Raw genomic sequence first — 17,251 nt, 5'->3', positions numbered from 1 at the left:
CCGTTTCCCGCGCGATCCGAAACGCCCCGCATCGCGGGGCGTTTTCGTTTGGGCGGCGGTCCGGTTCAGGGCGTGCCGGCTTCGTAGCCGGCGATCTCGTCCTCGGCCAGCAGCGCGCGCAATTGCGATGCCGAGGCGCGGCGCATCGGCCGCTCGTCGACGCCGGACAGCGGCGCCTGACGCAATCCGTCCAGCGGCAGCACGGTGGCGTCGAAGGCCAGCCCCTCCGCGCCGAACAGCCAGGCCGGCGCGTCGAGGTCGCGCTCGCGGTCCAGCCGCAGGTGGCGGCTGCGCGCCTGCGCGGGGATGCCGTGCTCGTCCAGCCAGCGCGGCACCGCGTCGGGATCGTCGCTGTGCAGGTGCAGGGCGACCGGCGAATGGGCGTCGGCGGTGCCGTCCAGCACCGGGCCGACCAGGCGCGGCTCGAACGCGGCGAAGAACTCCAGCGCGCGCAGGGCGGCTTCGCGGCGGCGGCGCAGTTCGGTAAGCTGGCTGTCGCCGAGGAACAGGCGCTGGTATTCGCGCAGCGCGTCCTCGATCTCGCGGTTGCGCGGCAGCGAGGCGTCGTCGTGGATGCCCAGCCGCTGCGCGGCCTTGCGCTTGGCCATCTGGAAGTCGCGGATGCCGCCTTCGGCCATCAGCCGGGCGGCCTCGTGGGCCAGCCGCTGGCGGCGTTCGCGGACGCGGGTCTGGGCGTGCAGGTGGGCGTGGGCGTGCTGGCGGGCATCCGACATCGCGACTCTCCACTGCGGCCTGGGCAGACTGTACCCGAGCCGGCGTGAGCGTGTCCGCGCCGGCCGCCGCCGCCGGCCGCGTCAGAAGATGTCGAACGATTCCTCGGTCGGCTGCTCGTCGGTCTCCGGCTGGGTCAGCGCCTCTTCTTCCATGCGCTGCAGGTCCTCGGCCTTCACCCATTCGACGATGCCGCCGCCGTCGCCCGGCAGCAGCCGGCCGCTGGCGCTGACGCTGACCTTGATCATGCCCTCGGGCGGGTCGGGCAGCCGCTCGGGCTGGTCCTTCAGCGCCGTCTGCATGTAGCTGATCCAGATCGGCAGCGCCGCCTTGCCGCCGTATTCGCGGTAGCCGAGCGAGCGGAAGTCGTCGCGGCCCACCCACACGGTGGTGACGTAGGGGCCGCCGAAGCCGGAGAACCAGGCGTCGCGGTGGTCGTTGGTGGAGCCGGTCTTGCCGCCGATGTCCTCGCGGTTCAGGACTCTGGCGGCGGTGGCGGTGCCGCGCTTGACCACGTCGCGCATCATCGAGGCCAGCTGCCAGGCCACGCGCGGATCGATCGCGCGCGGGGCGACCAGCAGGTCGGGATCGGCGGGCTTGGCGTCGGCGGCGGGGATCGCGTTGGCGGCTTTTCCGGCGTCCGCGGGCTTGGCGGGTGCCGCCGGCGGCGCGGTGCCGGCCGGGCCGAGGTCGAAGCCGTCCACCTTGCCCGACGCCGCCACGGTGGCGGTCTGGCCGGGTAGCGCCGACGCGGCGCAGGCCGGGCAGGCGGTGGGCGGATGCTCCTTGAACACCTCGCGGCCGTCGCGGTCGCGCACGCTGTCGATCACCCAGGGCGTGACCAGGAAGCCGCCGTTGGCGAAGGCGGTATAGCCGCGCGCCACCGACAGCGGAGTCAGCGAGGCGGTGCCCAGCGACATCGACAGGTTCGGCGGCAGGCTGGCCTCGTCGAAGCCGAAATGGCTGATGTAGCGGCGCGCATAGTCCACGCCGATGCTGTCCAGCAGCCGCACCGACACCAGGTTGCGCGACTGCACCAGGGCCTCGCGGATGCGCATCGGGCCGGCGAAGTTGCCGGAATCGTTCTGCGGGCGCCACTCGTGGCCGCGCCGGTCCTTGAACACCACCGGCGCGTCCAGCACGATCGAGGCCGGGTTGAAGCCGCGCTCGAACGCCGCCGCGTACAGGAACGGCTTGAAGCTGGAGCCCGGCTGGCGGCGCGCCTGGGTGGCGCGGTTGAACTTGTTGCCGGCGAAGCTGTAGCCGCCGACCAGCGCCCGCAGCGCGCCGTTGTCGGCGTCCAGCGACACCAGCGCCACCTGCGCGCGCGGCAGCTGCTCGATTTCCCACTGTGCCGGCGCATCGGGCTTGTCGTCGGGCAGCCGGCGCACGCGCACCACGTCGCCGGGCTGGGCCAGCGCCGAGGCCGGCTTGCCGGTCCAGAAGATCGCCTTGCCGGCCAGGTCCAGCTCGTTGCCGTTGGCCAGCACGACGTGCAGGCTGCCGCCCGCATTGCCGGTCACTACTGCCGGCAGCAGGCCGCCCTGCGTCGGCGTGCCGCGCAGCAGGCGGCCGATGGTCGCGGCGTCGGCACCGCTCGGGACCTGCACCGTCTGCTCCGGCTTGCGCCAGCCGTGGCGGTGGTCGTAGACGCGCAGGCCGTCGATCACCGCGCGGTCGGCGGCGGCCTGCAGGGTCGGGTCGATGGTGGTGATGACGTGGTAGCCCTTGTTCAGCACGTCGCCGCCGAAACGTTCGACCATCTGCTGGCGCACCATCTCGGCCACGTAGGGCGCGTACACCTCGATCTGCCGCTCGTGCGGCGCGGCGTGCATCGGCGCCCGGCGCGCCGCGTCTGCCTCGGCGCGGCTGACGAAGCCCAGTTCGGCCATGCGCGGCAGGATGTAGTTGTCGCGGCGCAGGCGGGCGCGCTCGGGATTGCTGATCGGATTGCCGCTGGACGGGAACTTGGGGATGCCGGCCAGGGTGGCGGCCTCGTCCAGGGTCAGCTGGTCCAGCGGCTTGCCGTAGTAGTACTCGGCGGCTGCGGCCACGCCGTAGGCGCGGTTGCCGAAGAAACTCTTGTTGAGGTACAGCTCGAAGATCTCGTCCTTGTCCAGTTCCCGCTCCATCTTCATCGCCAGCAGCATTTCCGCGAACTTGCGGCGGAAGCTGTACTCGGAGCTGAGGAAGAACTGCTTGGCGACCTGCTGGGTGATGGTGGAGCCGCCGGCCACCCGCTCCTGCCCGCCGGTCTTGGCCAGCAGCCAGACCGCGCGCAGCACGCCCTTCACGTCGATGCCGTGGTGCTGGTAGAAGTTGGCGTCCTCGGCGGCCAGGAAGGCCTGCTTGACCCGCGGCGGGACCTTGCCGATCTCGACCGGATAGCGCCGCATCTCCCCGAACAGGCCGATCAGGCGGCCGTCCCTGGCGTACACGTACATCGGTTCCTGCAGCTCGATGCTGCGCAGGCTCTGCACGTCCGGCAGGCGGGCGCTGACCGCATAGACCACGATGCCGAAGGCGAGCGCGCCGGCCAGGCAGGCGAGCGCGGCGCCCAGGAGAAGCCAGCGCAGCAGGCGGGGGAGGCGGGGCATGGATGCAGATTCCGATTGCAGCAGGCGGAGCCGCGGAGTATAGATTAGGCGCTGGCAGCAGCCGGCCCACGGGGGTGGCCGGTTCCCGTTCGCGCATGCGTATATGGAAACCGGACAGGGCAGAATGGAGGGCGCGCGACGGGGCGATCGACCGAAACCGGTTGCCTTGGCGTGAAAAGTCCGTTATTCATGTATTACAGCACCTGTGGCGCGTAAGCGCCCGTGGCAAGGGGAGATACCGTGGTTCTGGGGACGAAGACGCAACCGCCGTTGATCGGCGTGGACATCAGTTCGACCGCGGTCAAGCTGTTGCAGCTTGCGCGCACCGGCGATCGCTACCGCGTGGAGCACTACGCGGTCGAGCCGCTGCCGCCCAATGCGGTGGTCGAGAAGAATCTGGTCGAGGTCGAGGCCGTCGGCGAGGCGATCCGCCGCGTCGTGGCCCGCTCCGGCACGCGGGTCAAGAACGCCGCCGCCGCGGTGTCCGGCTCATCGGTGATCACCAAGGTGATCTCGATGCCGGCCGCGCTGGACGAGGACGAGATGGAATCCCAGATCGAACTCGAGGCGGTCAACTACATCCCGTACCCGGTCGAGGAAGTGAACCTCGACTTCGAGGTGCTGGGCCCGATGCCCGGCAACAGCGAGATGGTGCAGGTGCTGCTGGCGGCCTCGCGCTCCGAGAACGTCGAAGTGCGCGCCTCGGCGCTGGAACTGGGCGGGCTGACCGCCAAGGTCATCGACGTCGAGGCCTTCTGCATCGAGAACGCCTTCGCGCTGATGGCGCCCACCCTGAACGTCCCGCGCGACGGACTGGTGGCGCTGGTCGACGTCGGCGCGACGATGACCACGCTCAACGTCCTGCGTGGCGGCCGCAGCATCTATACCCGCGAAAATGTCTTCGGCGGCAAGCAGCTCACCGACGAGGTGATGCGCCGCTACAGCCTGAGCTACGAGGAAGCCGGCCTGGCCAAGCGCCAGGGCGGGCTGCCGGAAAGCTACGAGATCGAAGTGCTGGACCCTTTCAAGGAAGCGATGGTCCAGCAGGTCAGCCGCCTGCTGCAGTTCTTCTACGCCGGCAGCGAATTCAACCGCGTCGACCAGGTCGTGCTGGCTGGCGGCTGCGCCTCCATTCCCGGCATCGCCGCGATGGTGGAGGAGCAACTGGGCATCCCGAGCGTGATGGCCAATCCGCTGGCGCAGATGACCCTGGGGCCGCGCGTGCAGGCGCACGCGCTGGCGCAGGACGCCCCGGCGCTGATGATCGCCTGCGGGCTCGCACTGAGGAGCTTTGACTGATGGCACGGATCAATCTCCTCCCGTGGCGCGAAGAGCGCCGCAAGGCCCGCCAGAAGGAATTCATCGGCATGCTGGGGCTGGCCGTCGCGGCCGGCGTGCTGCTGTCGTTCCTGATCTACAGCTTCTACAGCGGCCGCATCTCCAGCCAGACCGCCCGCAACGAGTACCTGCGCGGCGAGATCACCAAGGTCGACGGCCAGATCAAGGAGATCGAGGCGCTCGACCAGAAGAAGTCCAAGCTGCTGGCGCGCAAGGAAGTCATCGAGCAGCTGCAGTCCAACCGCTCGCAGATGGTGCACCTGTTCGATTCGCTGGTGCGCACCATCCCCGACGGCGTGGCGCTCACAGGGATCAAGCAGGAAGGCGACATCCTCACCCTGAGCGGCCGCTCGCAGTCCAACGCGCGCGTGTCCACCTACATGCGCAACCTGGAGAGCTCGGGCTGGATGACCAACCCCGACCTCAACGTGATCGAGGCGAAGGAAGGCAATCCCGGCCTTCCCTACGAGTTCAATCTGAAGGTCAAGCTCGCCAACCCGAACGCGCCCAAGGATGAGGACGGCGAGGCGGCGACGCCCGCGACCGCGCCGGCCGCCGCGCCTGCTGCTGGAGGAGCCGCGTCGTGAACAACAAGAAGAAGATCAATTTTCGCGAACTCGACATCAACAACATCGGCAACTGGCCGCGCCAGGCGCAGCTGATTTTCTGCGGGCTGGTCGCGCTGCTGATCGTGGTGCTGGCGTGGTGGGTGATGGTGCGCGGCAAGCAGGACGAGCTGAAGACGCTCGAATCGCAGGAAACCGACCTGCGCACCGAGTTCGAGACCAAGCAGGGCCGCGCCGCCAACCTGGAACCGCTCAAGCAGCAGCTGGCGCAGATGGAGCAGCAGCTGCAGCAGATGCTGCGGCAGCTGCCCAGCAAGACCGAAATGCCCGACCTGATCGTGGACATCTCGCAGACCGCGCTGGCCACCGGCATCCAGAACGACCTGTTCCAGCCGGGGCCGGAAGCCAAGCAGGAGTTCTACGCCGAGAAGCCGATCATGCTGCGGATGGTGGGCACCTACCACCAGTTCGGCGCCTTCGTCAGCGGCGTGGCCTCGCTGCCGCGCGTGGTCATCATGACGATGCACGACATCTCGCTGCAGCCGAAGAAGACCAAGGACAACCCGAACGCCCGCATCGGCGCCAACAGTGCGCTGGAGCTGGCCGGCACGGTCAAGACCTACCGCTATCTGGACGAGGATGAAGCGGCGCAATCCGAAGCGGCCGCGGCCGACGCCGCCAAGAAGGAGGGCAAGTGACCATGCGCCTGTCATCGCTTCGTCGCGTCTCCGGCCTGCTGGCCCTGCTGCTGCTCTGCGGCCTGTTGTCCGCCTGTGGCGGAAGCCGCGGCGACCTGGAGAAATGGGTGGCCGAGGTGAAGGCCAAGCCGGCCCCGCCGCTGGAACCCCTGCCGGTCATGCAGCAGTTCGAAACGTTCGAATACACCGCGCAGAACATGCGCGACCCCTTCGACCAGGCCTTCAGCGGGGAAGGCTCCGGCAACGGCCCGCGGCCCGATCCGGGCCGGCGCAAGCAGACGCTGGAAATGTTCTCGCTCGACAGCCTGAAGCTGGTGGGCTCGCTGGGCGCCGGCAAGGGCCTGGTGGCGCTGGTCATGGCCCCCGACAAGGTGACCTACCGGGTGAAGCCGGGGGACTACATGGGGCAAAGCGACGGCCGGGTGACCGGCGTCTATGAAGACCGGGTCGAACTGGTCGAACTGGTTCCGGATGGCGCAGGCGGCTGGCTGGAACGTCCCGCCAAGCTGGCGCTCGAAGACAATTGATTGGGGAATAGACCGATGACCGTCAACAACGCCAAGCAAACGCTGCCCGTCCGGCGTCCCTTGCACCTCGGGGTTCTCGCGGCAGGACTCGCCGCGGGCCTATACGCCGCCGGCTCCAGCGCGCTGCCCGTCACCGTGGTCGCCGCCGGCATGGGCCAGGCCGCGACCGGCGCGCTGGCCGATCCCGCCAAGCGTCTGCCGGATGCCGTCAGCGTGTCCGCGATCGACTTCAAGCGCGGCGACGGCGGTTCCGGCAAGCTGATCCTGCGCTTCTCCGGCGACGGCGCGGCTCCGGACCTGCGCAACATGGGCTCCAGCGTGGTCGTGGACATCGGCAACGCCCAGCTGCCGGCCGCGCTGCAGCGCCCGATCAACGTCACCGATTTTGCCACCCCGGTGCAGCGCATCGACGCGCGCGCCACCAGCAGCGGCGCGCAGTTGGTGCTGGGAACCAAGGGCACGTTCGAGTCGATGGCCTACCAGAGCGGAAGCGAATACATCGTCGAGATCGTGCCGCGCGCCGCGGCGCCGGTTGCCGCCAAGGTGCAGGACAAGACGCCTGCCGCCATGGGGGCGGTGGCCAGCACCGGCAGCAGCAATGCCGCTGTGCGCTACAGCGGCAAGCCGGTCACCTTCAACTTCCAGGATGTGCCGGTGCGCACCGTCCTGCAGCTGATCGCCGACGAATCCAACCTCAACATCGTCGCCGCAGACACCGTGCAGGGCAACGTCACCTTGCGCTTGGTCAACGTGCCGTGGGATCAGGCGCTGGATCTTGTGCTGCAGGCCAAGTCGCTGGACAAGCGCCGCAGCGGCAACGTGGTCTGGGTGGCCCCGCAGAAGGAAATCGCCGACTTCGAGCAGGCCAAGGAAGACGCCCGCATCAACCTGGAAGAGCGCGCGGAGAAGGTGACCGAATACATCCCGGTCAACTACGCCAACGCCGAGGACATCGCCCGGCTGCTTACCGAGGAAAGCAAGGGCAACCAGCAGGGGGGGCAGCAGCAGGGCCAGAATTCTCAGGATCGCGGTTTCCTGTCCGGTCGAGGTAGCATTAGTTACGACAAGCGCACCAACACTCTGCTTGTGATCGACATCCCCCAGCGCGTGGCGAACATCAAGGATCTGGTGCAGAAGCTCGACAAGCCGGTCGATCAGGTGGTGATCGAGGCCCGCATCGTGCTCGCCAACGAAAACGTGGCGCGGGAGCTGGGTGCCAAGTTCGGCATTACCGGAAACAAGGATAATGTGTCCTACGGCGGTAATCTGAGCGACACTCTGACCAACCGTCAGTCGGTAACGAATACGAACAACGCCAACAACAAGCTTTACGCAGATGCCCTGAAGACCTATCTGACGGGGGGTGCTGGCCGGTTACCCACCGATGCCGATGCGCCGCAGGCACCCGGTTCCGGCCGGTGGAGTACCAATACCCCGACCTATGGCGTGAACACCATCACGCGCAGCCTGATGACCAATCTTCCGGCAGCCATGACCGGGACGAACCCGGGTTCCTTGGCATTGTCCATCCTCAATGCCGGTTACCTGCTGGATGTCGAGCTGTCGGCAATCCAGACCCAGGCGCGTGCTGAGGTCATCTCCAATCCGCGCATCGTCACCAGCAACCAGAAGGAAGCGGTGATCCGCCAGGGCAAGGAGATCGGCTACCTCACCGTCACCGGCGCCGGCGGCCAGCTCACCCCCACGGTGGCGTTCAAGGAAGCCCTGCTGGAGCTGAAGGTGACGCCGACCATCACCAACGATGGCCGCGTTTTCCTGAACATGGCCGTCAAGAAAGACGAGCTGGATGGTTGGGTGGACATGGGCAATTTCGGCCAAGTGCCGCAGATCGCCAAGCGCGAGGTCAATACGGCGGTGCTGGTCGAGGACGGGCAGACTGTGGTGATCGGTGGCGTTTACGAATTCAGTGATTCCTCCGACATTTCCAAGGTGCCCTTCTTGGGCGATATCCCGGTGCTGGGCAACCTGTTCCGCAACAAGAACCGCAGCAAGAGCAAGGCCGAGCTGCTGGTGTTCGTGACCCCGAAGGTGATGCGCGTCGCGCAGCGCTGAGCCGCCTGGAACGCGTAGGCAGGAAACGGGAGCCGCAAGGCTCCCGTTTCGTTTTCGGTCGTGTGGTGAGGATGTGGCGTCACCTGCGGACAATCCAGGGTGCCGGCATTCACCCGCATGATCGCCATGCATGCGAACCTTTCCCTTCACGATGGGTCGAAGCAGCCTGCGCCCAGAGAGTCGATATGGACACCCCCGTGCCGGATACTTCCCGCCTCCACGCCGTCTTCCATGCTCTGCGCGACGACCTGTCGCGCGAGATTGTCGGCCAAGCCGCACTGATCGAGCGTCTGCTGATCGCCCTGCTCGCGGACGGCCACCTGCTGGTCGAAGGCGCGCCGGGCCTCGCCAAGACCACCGCGATCCGCGCGCTAGCCTCGCGCCTCGAAGCCGATTTCGCTCGCGTCCAGTTCACCCCCGACCTGCTGCCGGCCGACCTGACCGGCACCGAAGTGTGGCGCCCGCAGGACGGCCGCTTCGAGTTCCAACCCGGCCCGATCTTCCACTCCATCCTGCTGGCCGACGAGATCAACCGCGCGCCGGCCAAGGTGCAGTCGGCGCTGCTGGAGGCCATGGGTGAGCGGCAGGTGACGGTGGGCCGCACGACCTATCCGCTGCCGCCGCTGTTTCTGACGATGGCGACGCAGAATCCGATCGAGCAGGAAGGCACCTTCCCGCTGCCGGAAGCGCAGCTCGACCGCTTCCTGATGTACGTGCGCATCGGCTATCCGCAGGCCGACGCCGAAACCGAGATCCTGCGCCTCGCCCGCGAGCGGGCCCGCGACGCATTGCAGCCGGCATCGGCGCCGCCGTCGAGGATCGCGCAGGCGGACGTGTTCGCCGCCCGCCGCGCGGTGCTCGACCTGCACATGGCGCCGGCGCTGGAACGCTATCTGGTGGAGCTGGTGCTGGCCTCGCGCGATGCCGGCCGCTACGACACTGCGCTGGCGCGGCGCATCGCCTGGGGCGCCAGCCCGCGCGGCTCGATCGCGCTGGAGCGCTGCGCGCGGGCGCGGGCCTGGCTGGCCGGGCGCGATTTCGTCGCGCCCGAGGACGTGCGCGCGGTCGCCCCCGACGTGCTGCGCCATCGCGTCCTGCCCAGCTTCGAGGCCACCGCCGAAGGCTGGGACGGCGAACGCCTGGTGGCCGATCTGCTGCGGCTGGTGCCGTTGCCATAGGGTGCGCCTGGCCCGCCGAGCGAGACGCCATGTCCGGATCCACCGCCAGCCCCGAGCCCGCAAGCGGCGGCATCGTGCCGACGCTGGCCGAACTCATCGGCCTGCGTGCGCTGGCGCAGGGCCGGCGTACCGCGCGGTTGGGACGCCACGGCGCGCAGGGACACGCGTTGTCGAACCTGCGCGGACGCGGCATGGAATATGCGGAATCTCGCGAATACGCCATCGGCGACGACGCCCGCCACATCGACTGGCGGCTGACCGCGCGCAGCGGCAAGGCGCACACCAAGTTGTTCCAGGCCGAGCGCGAGCGGCTGACGCTGGTGGTGGCGGACACCTCGCCCGCGCTGTATTTCGGCACGCGTACGCGCTTCAAGTCGGTGCAGGCCGCGCGCGCGGGCGCGCTGGCGGCGTGGCTGGCGGTGCGCGACGGCGACCGCATCGCCGCGCTGCGCGGTTCCGCGCAGGAGCCGCCGGTGCCGCCGGCGTCGGGCCAGCGCGGCGCGCTGCGCGTGCTGGATGCGCTGGTGCGCTGGTACGCGCGGCCACCCGCCGACGATGCGGGTTTGCCGGTCGCGCTGGACCATGCGCGGCGCCTGCTGCGGCCAGGTTCGCGACTGGTCGTGCTCGCGGATCCGGCCAGCGTGCTGGCGGTGCCGGCCGAACGCTGGGCGGGCGTGGTGCAGCACACCGATGCCGTCGCGCTGCTGCTGACCGATCCGCTTGAGCGCCAGCCACCCGCCGCGCGCCTGCCCTTCGCCAGCGAGGGCGGGCGGATGGAACTGGCGCTGGACGCCGCCGCCGTGCGCCAACGCTGGAAGCAGGCGTTCGACGCGCCGCTGGACGCCGCGCTGGAACTGCTGCGGCGCCAGCGCGTCCGCGCCATGCCGTTGTCCTGCGACGCGCCCGACGATGCGTGGCTGGGCCTGCTGGATCGACCGAAGGGCCGCGCGCGATGAGCCTCCAGCCCGCGCCATCGCTTCCGCTCAAGGATGTCCATCCGGGCCTGGCGCCCGCATGGTGGCCGCCGGCGCCGGGCTGGTGGATGTTGCTGTCCGCACTGCTGTTGCTCGTCGTCGGCATCGGGCTGTGGTTCCACCTCCGTCGCAGGCGCATCAATGCGGTATCGCGTTATTTCGACGATGCGCTGGCGCGGGCCGAAACGCCGGTCGCGAAGATCGCGGCGATGTCCGAGCTTCTGCGCCGCGCCGCGCGTCGGATCGACCCGCAGGCCGACCGTTTGCAGGGCGACGATTGGCTGAGTTTTCTCGATGCCGGATCGAAGCGGCCCGCGTTTCTGGATGGGCCGGGTGCGCTGCTGCGCGACGGCGCGTTCCGGCCCGAGGCCGATCCCGCCGACGTGGAGGCGTTGCGCCTGGTCGCACGGCGGCGTTACCTGGACTGGATGCGCCGCGCATGAACATGCTGCGCGAGCTGTTGGACATCGACGGCTTCGCCTGGCCTTGGGCGCTGCTGGCCGTGCTGTTGCCGTGGCTGGTTCACTTCGCGCTGCCGGCACGCGCGAGCGCCGATGCGGCGGCGCTGCGCGTGCCGTGGAGCGAGCGGCTTCGCCAGGTGGCGGATGGCCACGCCGGATTGCCGCGCCCGCGCGGCTTCCCGTGGCTGATGTGGCTGACGTGGTGCCTGCTGTGCGTGGCCGCCGCGCGCCCGCAGCAGCTCGGCCCGCCGGTCGCACCGCCGCAGGCCGGGCGCGACCTGATGCTGGCGGTGGACCTGTCGGCCAGCATGGGCGAGGAGGACATGCAGCTCGGCGGGCAGGTCGTGGATCGCCTCACCGCGGCGAAGGCGGTGCTGGCGGATTTCCTCGACCGCCGCGCCGGCGACCGGGTCGGCCTGATCGTGTTCGGCGACCGCGCCTTCGCACTCACGCCGCTGACGCTGGATCGCGACAGCGTGCGTCAGCAGCTGGACGATGCGGTGGTCGGGCTGGCCGGTCGCGCCACCGCGCTGGGCGATGCGATCGCGCTGGCGGTCAAGCGCCTGCAGCGCCAGGACGCCGCGCAGGGCGAATCGCGCGAGCATGTATTGATCGTGCTGACCGACGGCGTCAACACTGCCGGCGTGCTGGAGCCGGACAAGGCCGCGGAGATCGCGCGCGACGCCGGCGTGCGCGTCCATGCCATCGCCTTCGGCGGCGACGGCAGCGCGATGTCGGTCTTCGGCTTCCGGCTGCCGCTGGGCGGCGGCGACGAGGTGGACGAAGCGGGACTGGCGCGCATCGCCAAGCTCACCGGCGGCCGCTTCTTCCGCGCTCGTGCGGCCGACGAGCTGGCCGGCATCTACGCCGAAATCGACCGGCTCGAACCGGTCAAGCGCGCGGGGCAGGCGGTGCGTCCGCGCATCGAGCGCTACCCGCTGCCGCTGGGCGCGGCGCTGGCGCTGGGCATGCTGGCCCTGCTGCTGCGGAGGCGCGGCGCATGAGCGCGTTCCTCGCCGATCTCGCGCAGCTGCATTTCCTGCGCCCGTGGTGGCTGTCGGCGCTGCTGCTGTTGCCGCTGCTGGCATGGCGCGCGCGGCGTCGGGCGCGCGAACGCTCGCCGTGGCGCGAGGCGGTGGATGCGCACCTGCTGCCGCATCTGCTGGAAGAGGCATCGCCGGCGGCGCGGCGCGACCGGGCCGCCCGGCTCGCCCTGCTGGGACTGGCGCTGGCGATTCTGGCGCTGGCCGGGCCGAGCGTCCGCAAGGACGAACAGCCGCTGTGGCAGAGCCGGCAGCCGCTGGTGATCGCGCTGGACCTGTCGCGCGCCGTGCTGGCCCGCGACCTGCCGCCCAACCGGCTGGCGCAGGCGCGGGCCAAGCTGGCCGTCCTGCTGCGCGAGCGTGCCGGCGGCCAAGTCGCGCTGGTGGCGTTCGCCGACGACGCCTACACCGTCGCGCCGCTCACCGACGATGCCGCCAACGCCGCCCTGTTCCTCGATGCGCTCTCACCGGACGTGATGCCCGCCGACGGCCAGCGCATGGATCGCGCCATCGCCTGGTCGCAGCGCCTGCTGCAGCAGACCGGCGCCGCGCGCGGCGAGATCCTGCTGCTCACGGATCATGCCGATGCCGCCGCCATCGCCGCCGCCGCGAAGGCGCGCGCCGCCGGCTACACGGTGTCCGCGCTGGGCCTGGGCACCGCGCAGGGCGGCGTGTACGAAGCGTCGACCGGATTGGCGCGGGCGAACCTGGATGCGACATCGCTGCGCGCGCTGGCGAGCAGCGGCGGTGGACGCTATCAACCGCTGTCCGCAGACGATGCCGACCTGCGCGCGCTGGGCGTGCTGGCGCCGCGGCAGGACGAGGGCGTGTCCGCGCGCGGCGAAACCGTGGCCCGCTGGCGCGACGACGGCTACTGGCTGCTGCCGCTGGCGCTGCTCTGCTTCCTGCCGCTGTTCCGCCGTGGCGGCGGCGTGATGCTGATGCTCGCGTTCGTTCTATGGCTTCCGCTCCCGCAAGCGCAGGCGCAGCAGGCGGAATCGCAAGGCGGCACGCTGTGGCGCCGCGCCGACCAGGCCGCGCATGCGCGCATGCAGGAGGGCATCGCCGCCTATCGCGGCAAGGAGTACGCGCGCGCCATCGAACGCTTCTCGACGGTGGGCGACGCCGACGGTCAGTACAACCTCGGCAATGCGCTGGCGCAGGCGGGACGCTTCGACGAGGCCATCGCCGCCTACGACCGCGCGTTGAAGCTGCAGCCCGGCATGCGCGACGCCATCGACAACAGGAAGGCGGTGGACGCGGCGCGCAAGCGGAAGCAGCAACAGCAACAAAACCAGAACCAGAAGAACCAGCAGAAAGACCAGAGTCAGCAGAAGAACGAAAACCAGCAGGGCCAGCAGCAACAGCAGCAACAGCAGCAACAGCAGCAACAGCAGCAAGGCCAACAAAACCCGCAGGACGATCCAAACCAGCCCCGCAAAAGAACGCGCAGCCGCAACCGCCGCAGGACGGCAAGCCATCGCCCGCGCAGTCCGACAAGCCGCAGGATGCCCGGCAACAGGCGCAGGCCGATGCCGCGCAGCGCCAGCGCATGCAGGAGGCCTTGCGCAAGCAGCAGGGCGAACAGGAAGAACGGCCGCAGCCCGAACCCGGAAAGCCGAAGGAAACGCCGGAGCAGCGCGAACGCCGCCTCGCCAACCAGGCGTGGTTGCAGCGCGTGCCCGACGATCCCGGCGCGCTGCTGCGCGCGCGCTTCCAGCTCGAAGCGCGGCGCCGGCGCGGAGACGGCGAGCCATGAGCCGCGGCATCGCCCGCTGGCTGTGCCTGCTGCTGGCGTTGGTCGCGCTGCCGGCGTTCGCGCAGACGCGCGCGTGGCTGGATCGCGCCGAGATCACCTACGGCGAAACCGTGGCCCTCAACATCGCCACCGACCAGTCCATCGCGCAGATCGATTACGGCCCGCTGCGGGCGCAGTTCGACCTCGGCGGGCAGAGCGTGCGGCGCAGCTTCGAGCTGGCGAACGGGCGCTCGCGCACTGTCTCCGTGTTCTCGGTCGGCCTGCGCCCGCGCGCGCCGGGGCTGGCCAGCATTCCGGCGCTGCGCGTCGGCAACGCCAGCACCGCGCCGCTGCGGCTGGTGGTGCTGGAACCCACCGTGCAGCCGGCCGGTGCGAACGCCGACGTGTTCGTGGAGACCGACGTCGACGCCGCGCGCCCCTACGTGCAGCAGGCGGTGGGCGTGACCGTGCGGCTGAACTACGCCATTCCGCTGATGTCCGGCCAGCTCGATCTGGACGCGCCCGCGCACGCCAGCCTGCAGCGGGTGGGCGAGGACATACAGTATCAACGCATGCTCGACGGCCGCCGCTACAACGTGGTCGAGCGCCGCTTCCTGCTGATCCCGGAGCGCAGCGGCCCGCTGCTGCTGCCGGGCGCGCGCCTCAATGGCGTGACCGGCAGCGGCTTCATGGGCTTCGACGGCGAGCGCCAGCCGGTGTCCGCCGCCGCGCCGGCGAAGCGGCTGCAGGTGCTGCCGATTCCCGCGAATGTGCCGCAGCCCTGGCTGCCGCTGCACGGGCTGACGCTGCGCTACCTGCAGGCGCCGAAGCAGGCGTTCGCGGGCGAGGCGGCGAGCGTGCAGATCGAAGCGGTCGCCGATGGCGCCACCGCCGCGCAGATGCCGGAGATCGGCATCGCCGACGTGCCGGGCGCGCAGGTATTCGCCGAGCCGGCGCAGGTGGATGAGCAGTTCGTCGAAGGCCGCCCGCGCACCACCGTGCGGCGCACGTTCTCGCTGGTGCCGGCGCGGCCGGGCGCGCTGGTCGTGGCCGGGCCGCGCATCGCGTGGTGGGATGCCGCGAACGGCGTGGCGCGCGTCGCCGAACTGCCACCGCTGCAGATGCAGGTGGCGCCGGGCGCGCATGCGGATGCCGCGCCTGATCCTGCCTCGCCCGCTGCACAGCCGACGCACGACTTGGAGCCGACTGCCCCGCAATCCGCCGCATCGCACGCATCAGGCGCGCGCGAATGGCGAGGCATGTTGCTCGGATTGCTCGCGTTGATGGCAGCGGCGCTGATCGCTTTCCTGTGGTGGCGACGTCGAGACGCCACGCGCGCCGTGACCAAGGAAACGCCCGCTGCTCCGAGCACGCCCGGCGTGTCGTTGGCGTCGGCCCTGAAGGCCGGCGACCTGGCTGCCATCGCGCATGCGCTGGCGAAGGACGCCGGACTGGCGACGGACGATCTCGACGCGCTGCGCGCGCGCCTCGCCGACTCCGCACAGGTGGACGCGCTGCATCAACTGCAAGCGGCGCGCTGGGGCGGCGGCGACGTGCAGGCCGCGCTGCGGGCGCTGCGCGCGGCGTTCGCCGGCGGCGCGCGCTGGCGGCAGACGAAGCAGAAGGCGGAATCCCTGCTTCCTCCGCTGTATCCGGAGTGAGCCGCGGCGTTTGCTAAGCTGCGCCATTGCTTCAATCCGCGAGCGCCGCATGCACACGATCGACACCGCGTCCCCCACGCCCGCCAAGGGCATGCCGCTGCACTTCAAGGTGCTGATCGGCTTCGTCCTCGGCACCGCGCTGGGATTGACCGCGCACGCCATGGCGACGGACGCGGCGTGGCTGCACGGCCTCATCGACTACGTCACCAAGCCGTTCGGGCAGATCTTCCTCAACCTGCTGTTCATGCTGGTGGTGCCGCTGATCTTCTCGGCGCTGGTGCTGGGCGTGGCCGAACTGGGCGACATCGCCGCGCTCGGCCGGCTCGGCTGGAAGACGCTGATCTACACCGCCACCGTCACCGCGGCGGCGGTCGGCGTCGGCCTGCTCTGCGTCAACCTGTTCCAGCCCGGCCTGCACATGGATCCGGGGCTGGTGGAGAAGACCCTGAGCGGCAACGTGCTGCAGGCCGGCGAGATCGTCAGCAAGGGCAACGAACTGCGGCTGATGGACCTGTTGGTCAACATCGTGCCGCACAACATCGTCGGCGCGATGGCGGACGACAAGCAGAAGCTCGGCATCGTGTTCTTCGCGCTGATGATCGGCATCGGCCTGGTGATGAAGCCGACCGCCGGCACGCAGGCGTTCAAGAACGCGATGCACGGGCTGTTCGAAATCTGCATGCACCTGATCGGGCTGTTCATCCGCCTGGCCCCGTATGCGGTGGCGGCGTTCATGTTCAACCTGACCTTCCAGCTGGGCTGGGACGTGATCCGCAGCCTGGTGTGGTTTGTGGTGACGGTGCTGGTGGCGCTGGCGATCCACGGCTTCGTGATCCTGCCGCTGTGGGTGCGGCTGATGGGCGGGATGTCGCCGCGCCTGTTCTTCCGCGAGACCCAGGAAGCCACGCTCACCGCGTTCGCAACCGCCTCGTCCACCGCGACGTTGCCGGTGACGCTGCGGGTGGCCGAGGAGAACCTGCGGCTGCCGCGCAAGGTCAGCCGCTTCGTGCTGACCGTGGGCGCATCGGCCAACCACCACGGCACTGCGCTGTTCGAGGGCATCACCGTGCTGTTCCTGGCGCAGGTCTACGGCCTGCACCTGCCGCTGACCCAGCAGCTGATGGTGCTGGTGCTGTGCATCCTCGGCGGCATCGGCACCGCCGGCATCCCGTCCGGCTCGCTGCCGGTGATCGCGATGATCTGCGGGATCATCGGCATCGACCCGGCCGGCATCGGCATCATCATCGGCGTCAACACCTTCCTCGACATGTGCCGCACCTCGCTCAACGTCACCGGCGATCTGGCGACCGCGGTGGTGGTGGCGCACCGCAGCGGCGAAAAGGACCTGGACGAGTCGGCGCTGGAGAAACTGGACGAGATCGTGCGCTGAGGCGCCGCATGGCAAGTGCGTCAACGCACTCGCCATGCGAATCGGTCCATCTAAGCTGCGCGGACGTGCGGGATGTCGTGTCGGCTAGCGGCTCGCAACTGGGTCGCCAACAGCGTTTCCAGCGCGACGGTGGCGCCGTCCAGCGAGAGGAATTCGACTTCGTAGGCTTCACCGCCGCGATGTACATGCACGACGACGCCCACGTCGCCTACCTGCAAGCCGGAAGCGGGGAGGTCCTGCGTCAATACGACAGAAGCGTGTTCCTGCAACATGCG

General features: G+C 69.7%; 14 protein-coding genes and 1 pseudogene. 12 read left to right on the top strand and 3 right to left on the bottom strand.

The genetic code is table 11. The features are described from left to right. Window positions 1-65: 65 nt before the first annotated feature. On the bottom strand, window positions 66-734 hold the full coding sequence (locus tag H9L17_RS06205; RefSeq protein ID WP_187571465.1) for a hypothetical protein: 669 nt from the start codon (window positions 732-734) through the stop codon (window positions 66-68). A gap of 81 nt (window positions 735-815) precedes the next feature. After that, complete coding sequence (locus H9L17_RS06200) at window positions 816-3,329, bottom strand: penicillin-binding protein 1A (RefSeq protein ID WP_187571464.1); 2,514 nt, start codon at window positions 3,327-3,329, stop codon at window positions 816-818. A 240-nt stretch (window positions 3,330-3,569) separates the two neighbouring features. Here H9L17_RS06200 and H9L17_RS06195 point away from each other — a divergent pair, with 240 nt between their 5' ends. The 12 genes and pseudogenes from H9L17_RS06195 (at window position 3,570) to H9L17_RS06140 (ending at window position 16,976) form a co-directional block, all read left to right on the top strand. Continuing rightward, entirely contained in the window at window positions 3,570-4,628 is a 1,059-nt protein-coding gene (locus H9L17_RS06195; protein ID WP_187571463.1) for a pilus assembly protein PilM, read from the top strand. After that, window positions 4,628-5,254 carry a PilN domain-containing protein gene (locus H9L17_RS06190; RefSeq protein WP_187571462.1) on the top strand — a complete coding sequence of 209 codons (627 nt, stop codon included), beginning with the start codon at window positions 4,628-4,630 and terminating at the stop codon, window positions 5,252-5,254. Before H9L17_RS06195 ends, H9L17_RS06190 begins: the two co-directional genes overlap by 1 nt. Continuing rightward, window positions 5,251-5,931, top strand: a complete 681-nt coding sequence (locus tag H9L17_RS06185; protein ID WP_187571461.1) for a type IV pilus inner membrane component PilO — start codon at window positions 5,251-5,253, stop codon at window positions 5,929-5,931. The genes H9L17_RS06190 and H9L17_RS06185 overlap by 4 nt, the downstream gene beginning before the upstream one ends. 2 nt (window positions 5,932-5,933) lie before the next feature. Next, window positions 5,934-6,458, top strand: a complete 525-nt coding sequence (locus H9L17_RS06180) for a pilus assembly protein PilP (RefSeq protein ID WP_187571872.1) — start codon at window positions 5,934-5,936, stop codon at window positions 6,456-6,458. A gap of 15 nt (window positions 6,459-6,473) precedes the next feature. Further along, window positions 6,474-8,531, top strand: a complete 2,058-nt coding sequence (locus H9L17_RS06175) for a type IV pilus secretin PilQ (RefSeq protein WP_187571460.1) — start codon at window positions 6,474-6,476, stop codon at window positions 8,529-8,531. Window positions 8,532-8,716: 185 nt separating this feature from the next. Continuing rightward, window positions 8,717-9,709 (top strand): AAA family ATPase, encoded by a 993-nt coding sequence (locus H9L17_RS06170; RefSeq protein WP_187571459.1) that lies wholly within the window; start codon window positions 8,717-8,719, stop codon window positions 9,707-9,709. 29 nt (window positions 9,710-9,738) lie between these two features. Continuing rightward, on the top strand, window positions 9,739-10,665 hold the full coding sequence (locus H9L17_RS06165) for a DUF58 domain-containing protein (protein ID WP_187571458.1): 927 nt from the start codon (window positions 9,739-9,741) through the stop codon (window positions 10,663-10,665). Further along, window positions 10,662-11,126 carry a DUF4381 domain-containing protein gene (locus H9L17_RS06160; protein ID WP_187571457.1) on the top strand — a complete coding sequence of 155 codons (465 nt, stop codon included), beginning with the start codon at window positions 10,662-10,664 and terminating at the stop codon, window positions 11,124-11,126. The genes H9L17_RS06165 and H9L17_RS06160 overlap by 4 nt, the downstream gene beginning before the upstream one ends. Next, window positions 11,123-12,148 carry a vWA domain-containing protein gene (locus H9L17_RS06155; RefSeq protein ID WP_187571456.1) on the top strand — a complete coding sequence of 342 codons (1,026 nt, stop codon included), beginning with the start codon at window positions 11,123-11,125 and terminating at the stop codon, window positions 12,146-12,148. The genes H9L17_RS06160 and H9L17_RS06155 overlap by 4 nt, the downstream gene beginning before the upstream one ends. After that, window positions 12,145-13,946 (top strand): annotated as a pseudogene (locus H9L17_RS06150) (VWA domain-containing protein). The gene H9L17_RS06155 and the pseudogene H9L17_RS06150 overlap by 4 nt, the downstream one beginning before the upstream one ends. Further along, window positions 13,943-15,586: a BatD family protein gene (locus H9L17_RS06145; protein WP_187571455.1), complete on the top strand. Its 1,644-nt coding sequence runs from the start codon at window positions 13,943-13,945 to the stop codon at window positions 15,584-15,586. Before H9L17_RS06150 ends, H9L17_RS06145 begins: the two are co-directional and overlap by 4 nt. 49 nt (window positions 15,587-15,635) lie before the next feature. Next, entirely contained in the window at window positions 15,636-16,976 is a 1,341-nt protein-coding gene (locus H9L17_RS06140; RefSeq protein WP_187571454.1) for a dicarboxylate/amino acid:cation symporter, read from the top strand. Between the two features lie 50 nt (window positions 16,977-17,026). On the opposite strand, the gene H9L17_RS06135 is transcribed toward H9L17_RS06140, so the two are convergent. Then, window positions 17,027-17,248 (bottom strand): DUF4926 domain-containing protein, encoded by a 222-nt coding sequence (locus H9L17_RS06135; RefSeq protein ID WP_187571453.1) that lies wholly within the window; start codon window positions 17,246-17,248, stop codon window positions 17,027-17,029. Between the last annotated feature and the right edge of the window lie 3 nt (window positions 17,249-17,251).

Origin of the sequence: Thermomonas brevis, assembly GCF_014395425.1 — a bacterium.
GTDB classification, from domain to species: Bacteria; Pseudomonadota; Gammaproteobacteria; order Xanthomonadales; family Xanthomonadaceae; genus Thermomonas; species Thermomonas brevis.
Note: the sequence above shows the minus strand (reverse complement) of the source record. Positions and strands in the feature narration are given on the sequence as shown.

Bases quoted from the DNA above. Each gene is read 5' to 3' on its own strand.
- H9L17_RS06205 (WP_187571465.1), bottom strand. From the start codon at position 734: ATGTCGGATGCCCGCCAGCACGCCCACGCCCACCTGCACGCCCAGACC.
- H9L17_RS06200 (WP_187571464.1), bottom strand. From the start codon at position 3,329: ATGCCCCGCCTCCCCCGCCTGCTGCGCTGGCTTCTCCTGGGCGCCGCG.
- H9L17_RS06190 (WP_187571462.1), top strand. From the start codon at position 4,628: ATGGCACGGATCAATCTCCTCCCGTGGCGCGAAGAGCGCCGCAAGGCC.
- H9L17_RS06180 (WP_187571872.1), top strand. From the start codon at position 5,934: ATGCGCCTGTCATCGCTTCGTCGCGTCTCCGGCCTGCTGGCCCTGCTG.
- H9L17_RS06175 (WP_187571460.1), top strand. From the start codon at position 6,474: ATGACCGTCAACAACGCCAAGCAAACGCTGCCCGTCCGGCGTCCCTTG.
- H9L17_RS06170 (WP_187571459.1), top strand. From the start codon at position 8,717: ATGGACACCCCCGTGCCGGATACTTCCCGCCTCCACGCCGTCTTCCAT.
- H9L17_RS06165 (WP_187571458.1), top strand. From the start codon at position 9,739: ATGTCCGGATCCACCGCCAGCCCCGAGCCCGCAAGCGGCGGCATCGTG.
- H9L17_RS06160 (WP_187571457.1), top strand. From the start codon at position 10,662: ATGAGCCTCCAGCCCGCGCCATCGCTTCCGCTCAAGGATGTCCATCCG.
- H9L17_RS06155 (WP_187571456.1), top strand. From the start codon at position 11,123: ATGAACATGCTGCGCGAGCTGTTGGACATCGACGGCTTCGCCTGGCCT.
- H9L17_RS06145 (WP_187571455.1), top strand. From the start codon at position 13,943: ATGAGCCGCGGCATCGCCCGCTGGCTGTGCCTGCTGCTGGCGTTGGTC.
- H9L17_RS06140 (WP_187571454.1), top strand. From the start codon at position 15,636: ATGCACACGATCGACACCGCGTCCCCCACGCCCGCCAAGGGCATGCCG.
- H9L17_RS06135 (WP_187571453.1), bottom strand. From the start codon at position 17,248: ATGTTGCAGGAACACGCTTCTGTCGTATTGACGCAGGACCTCCCCGCT.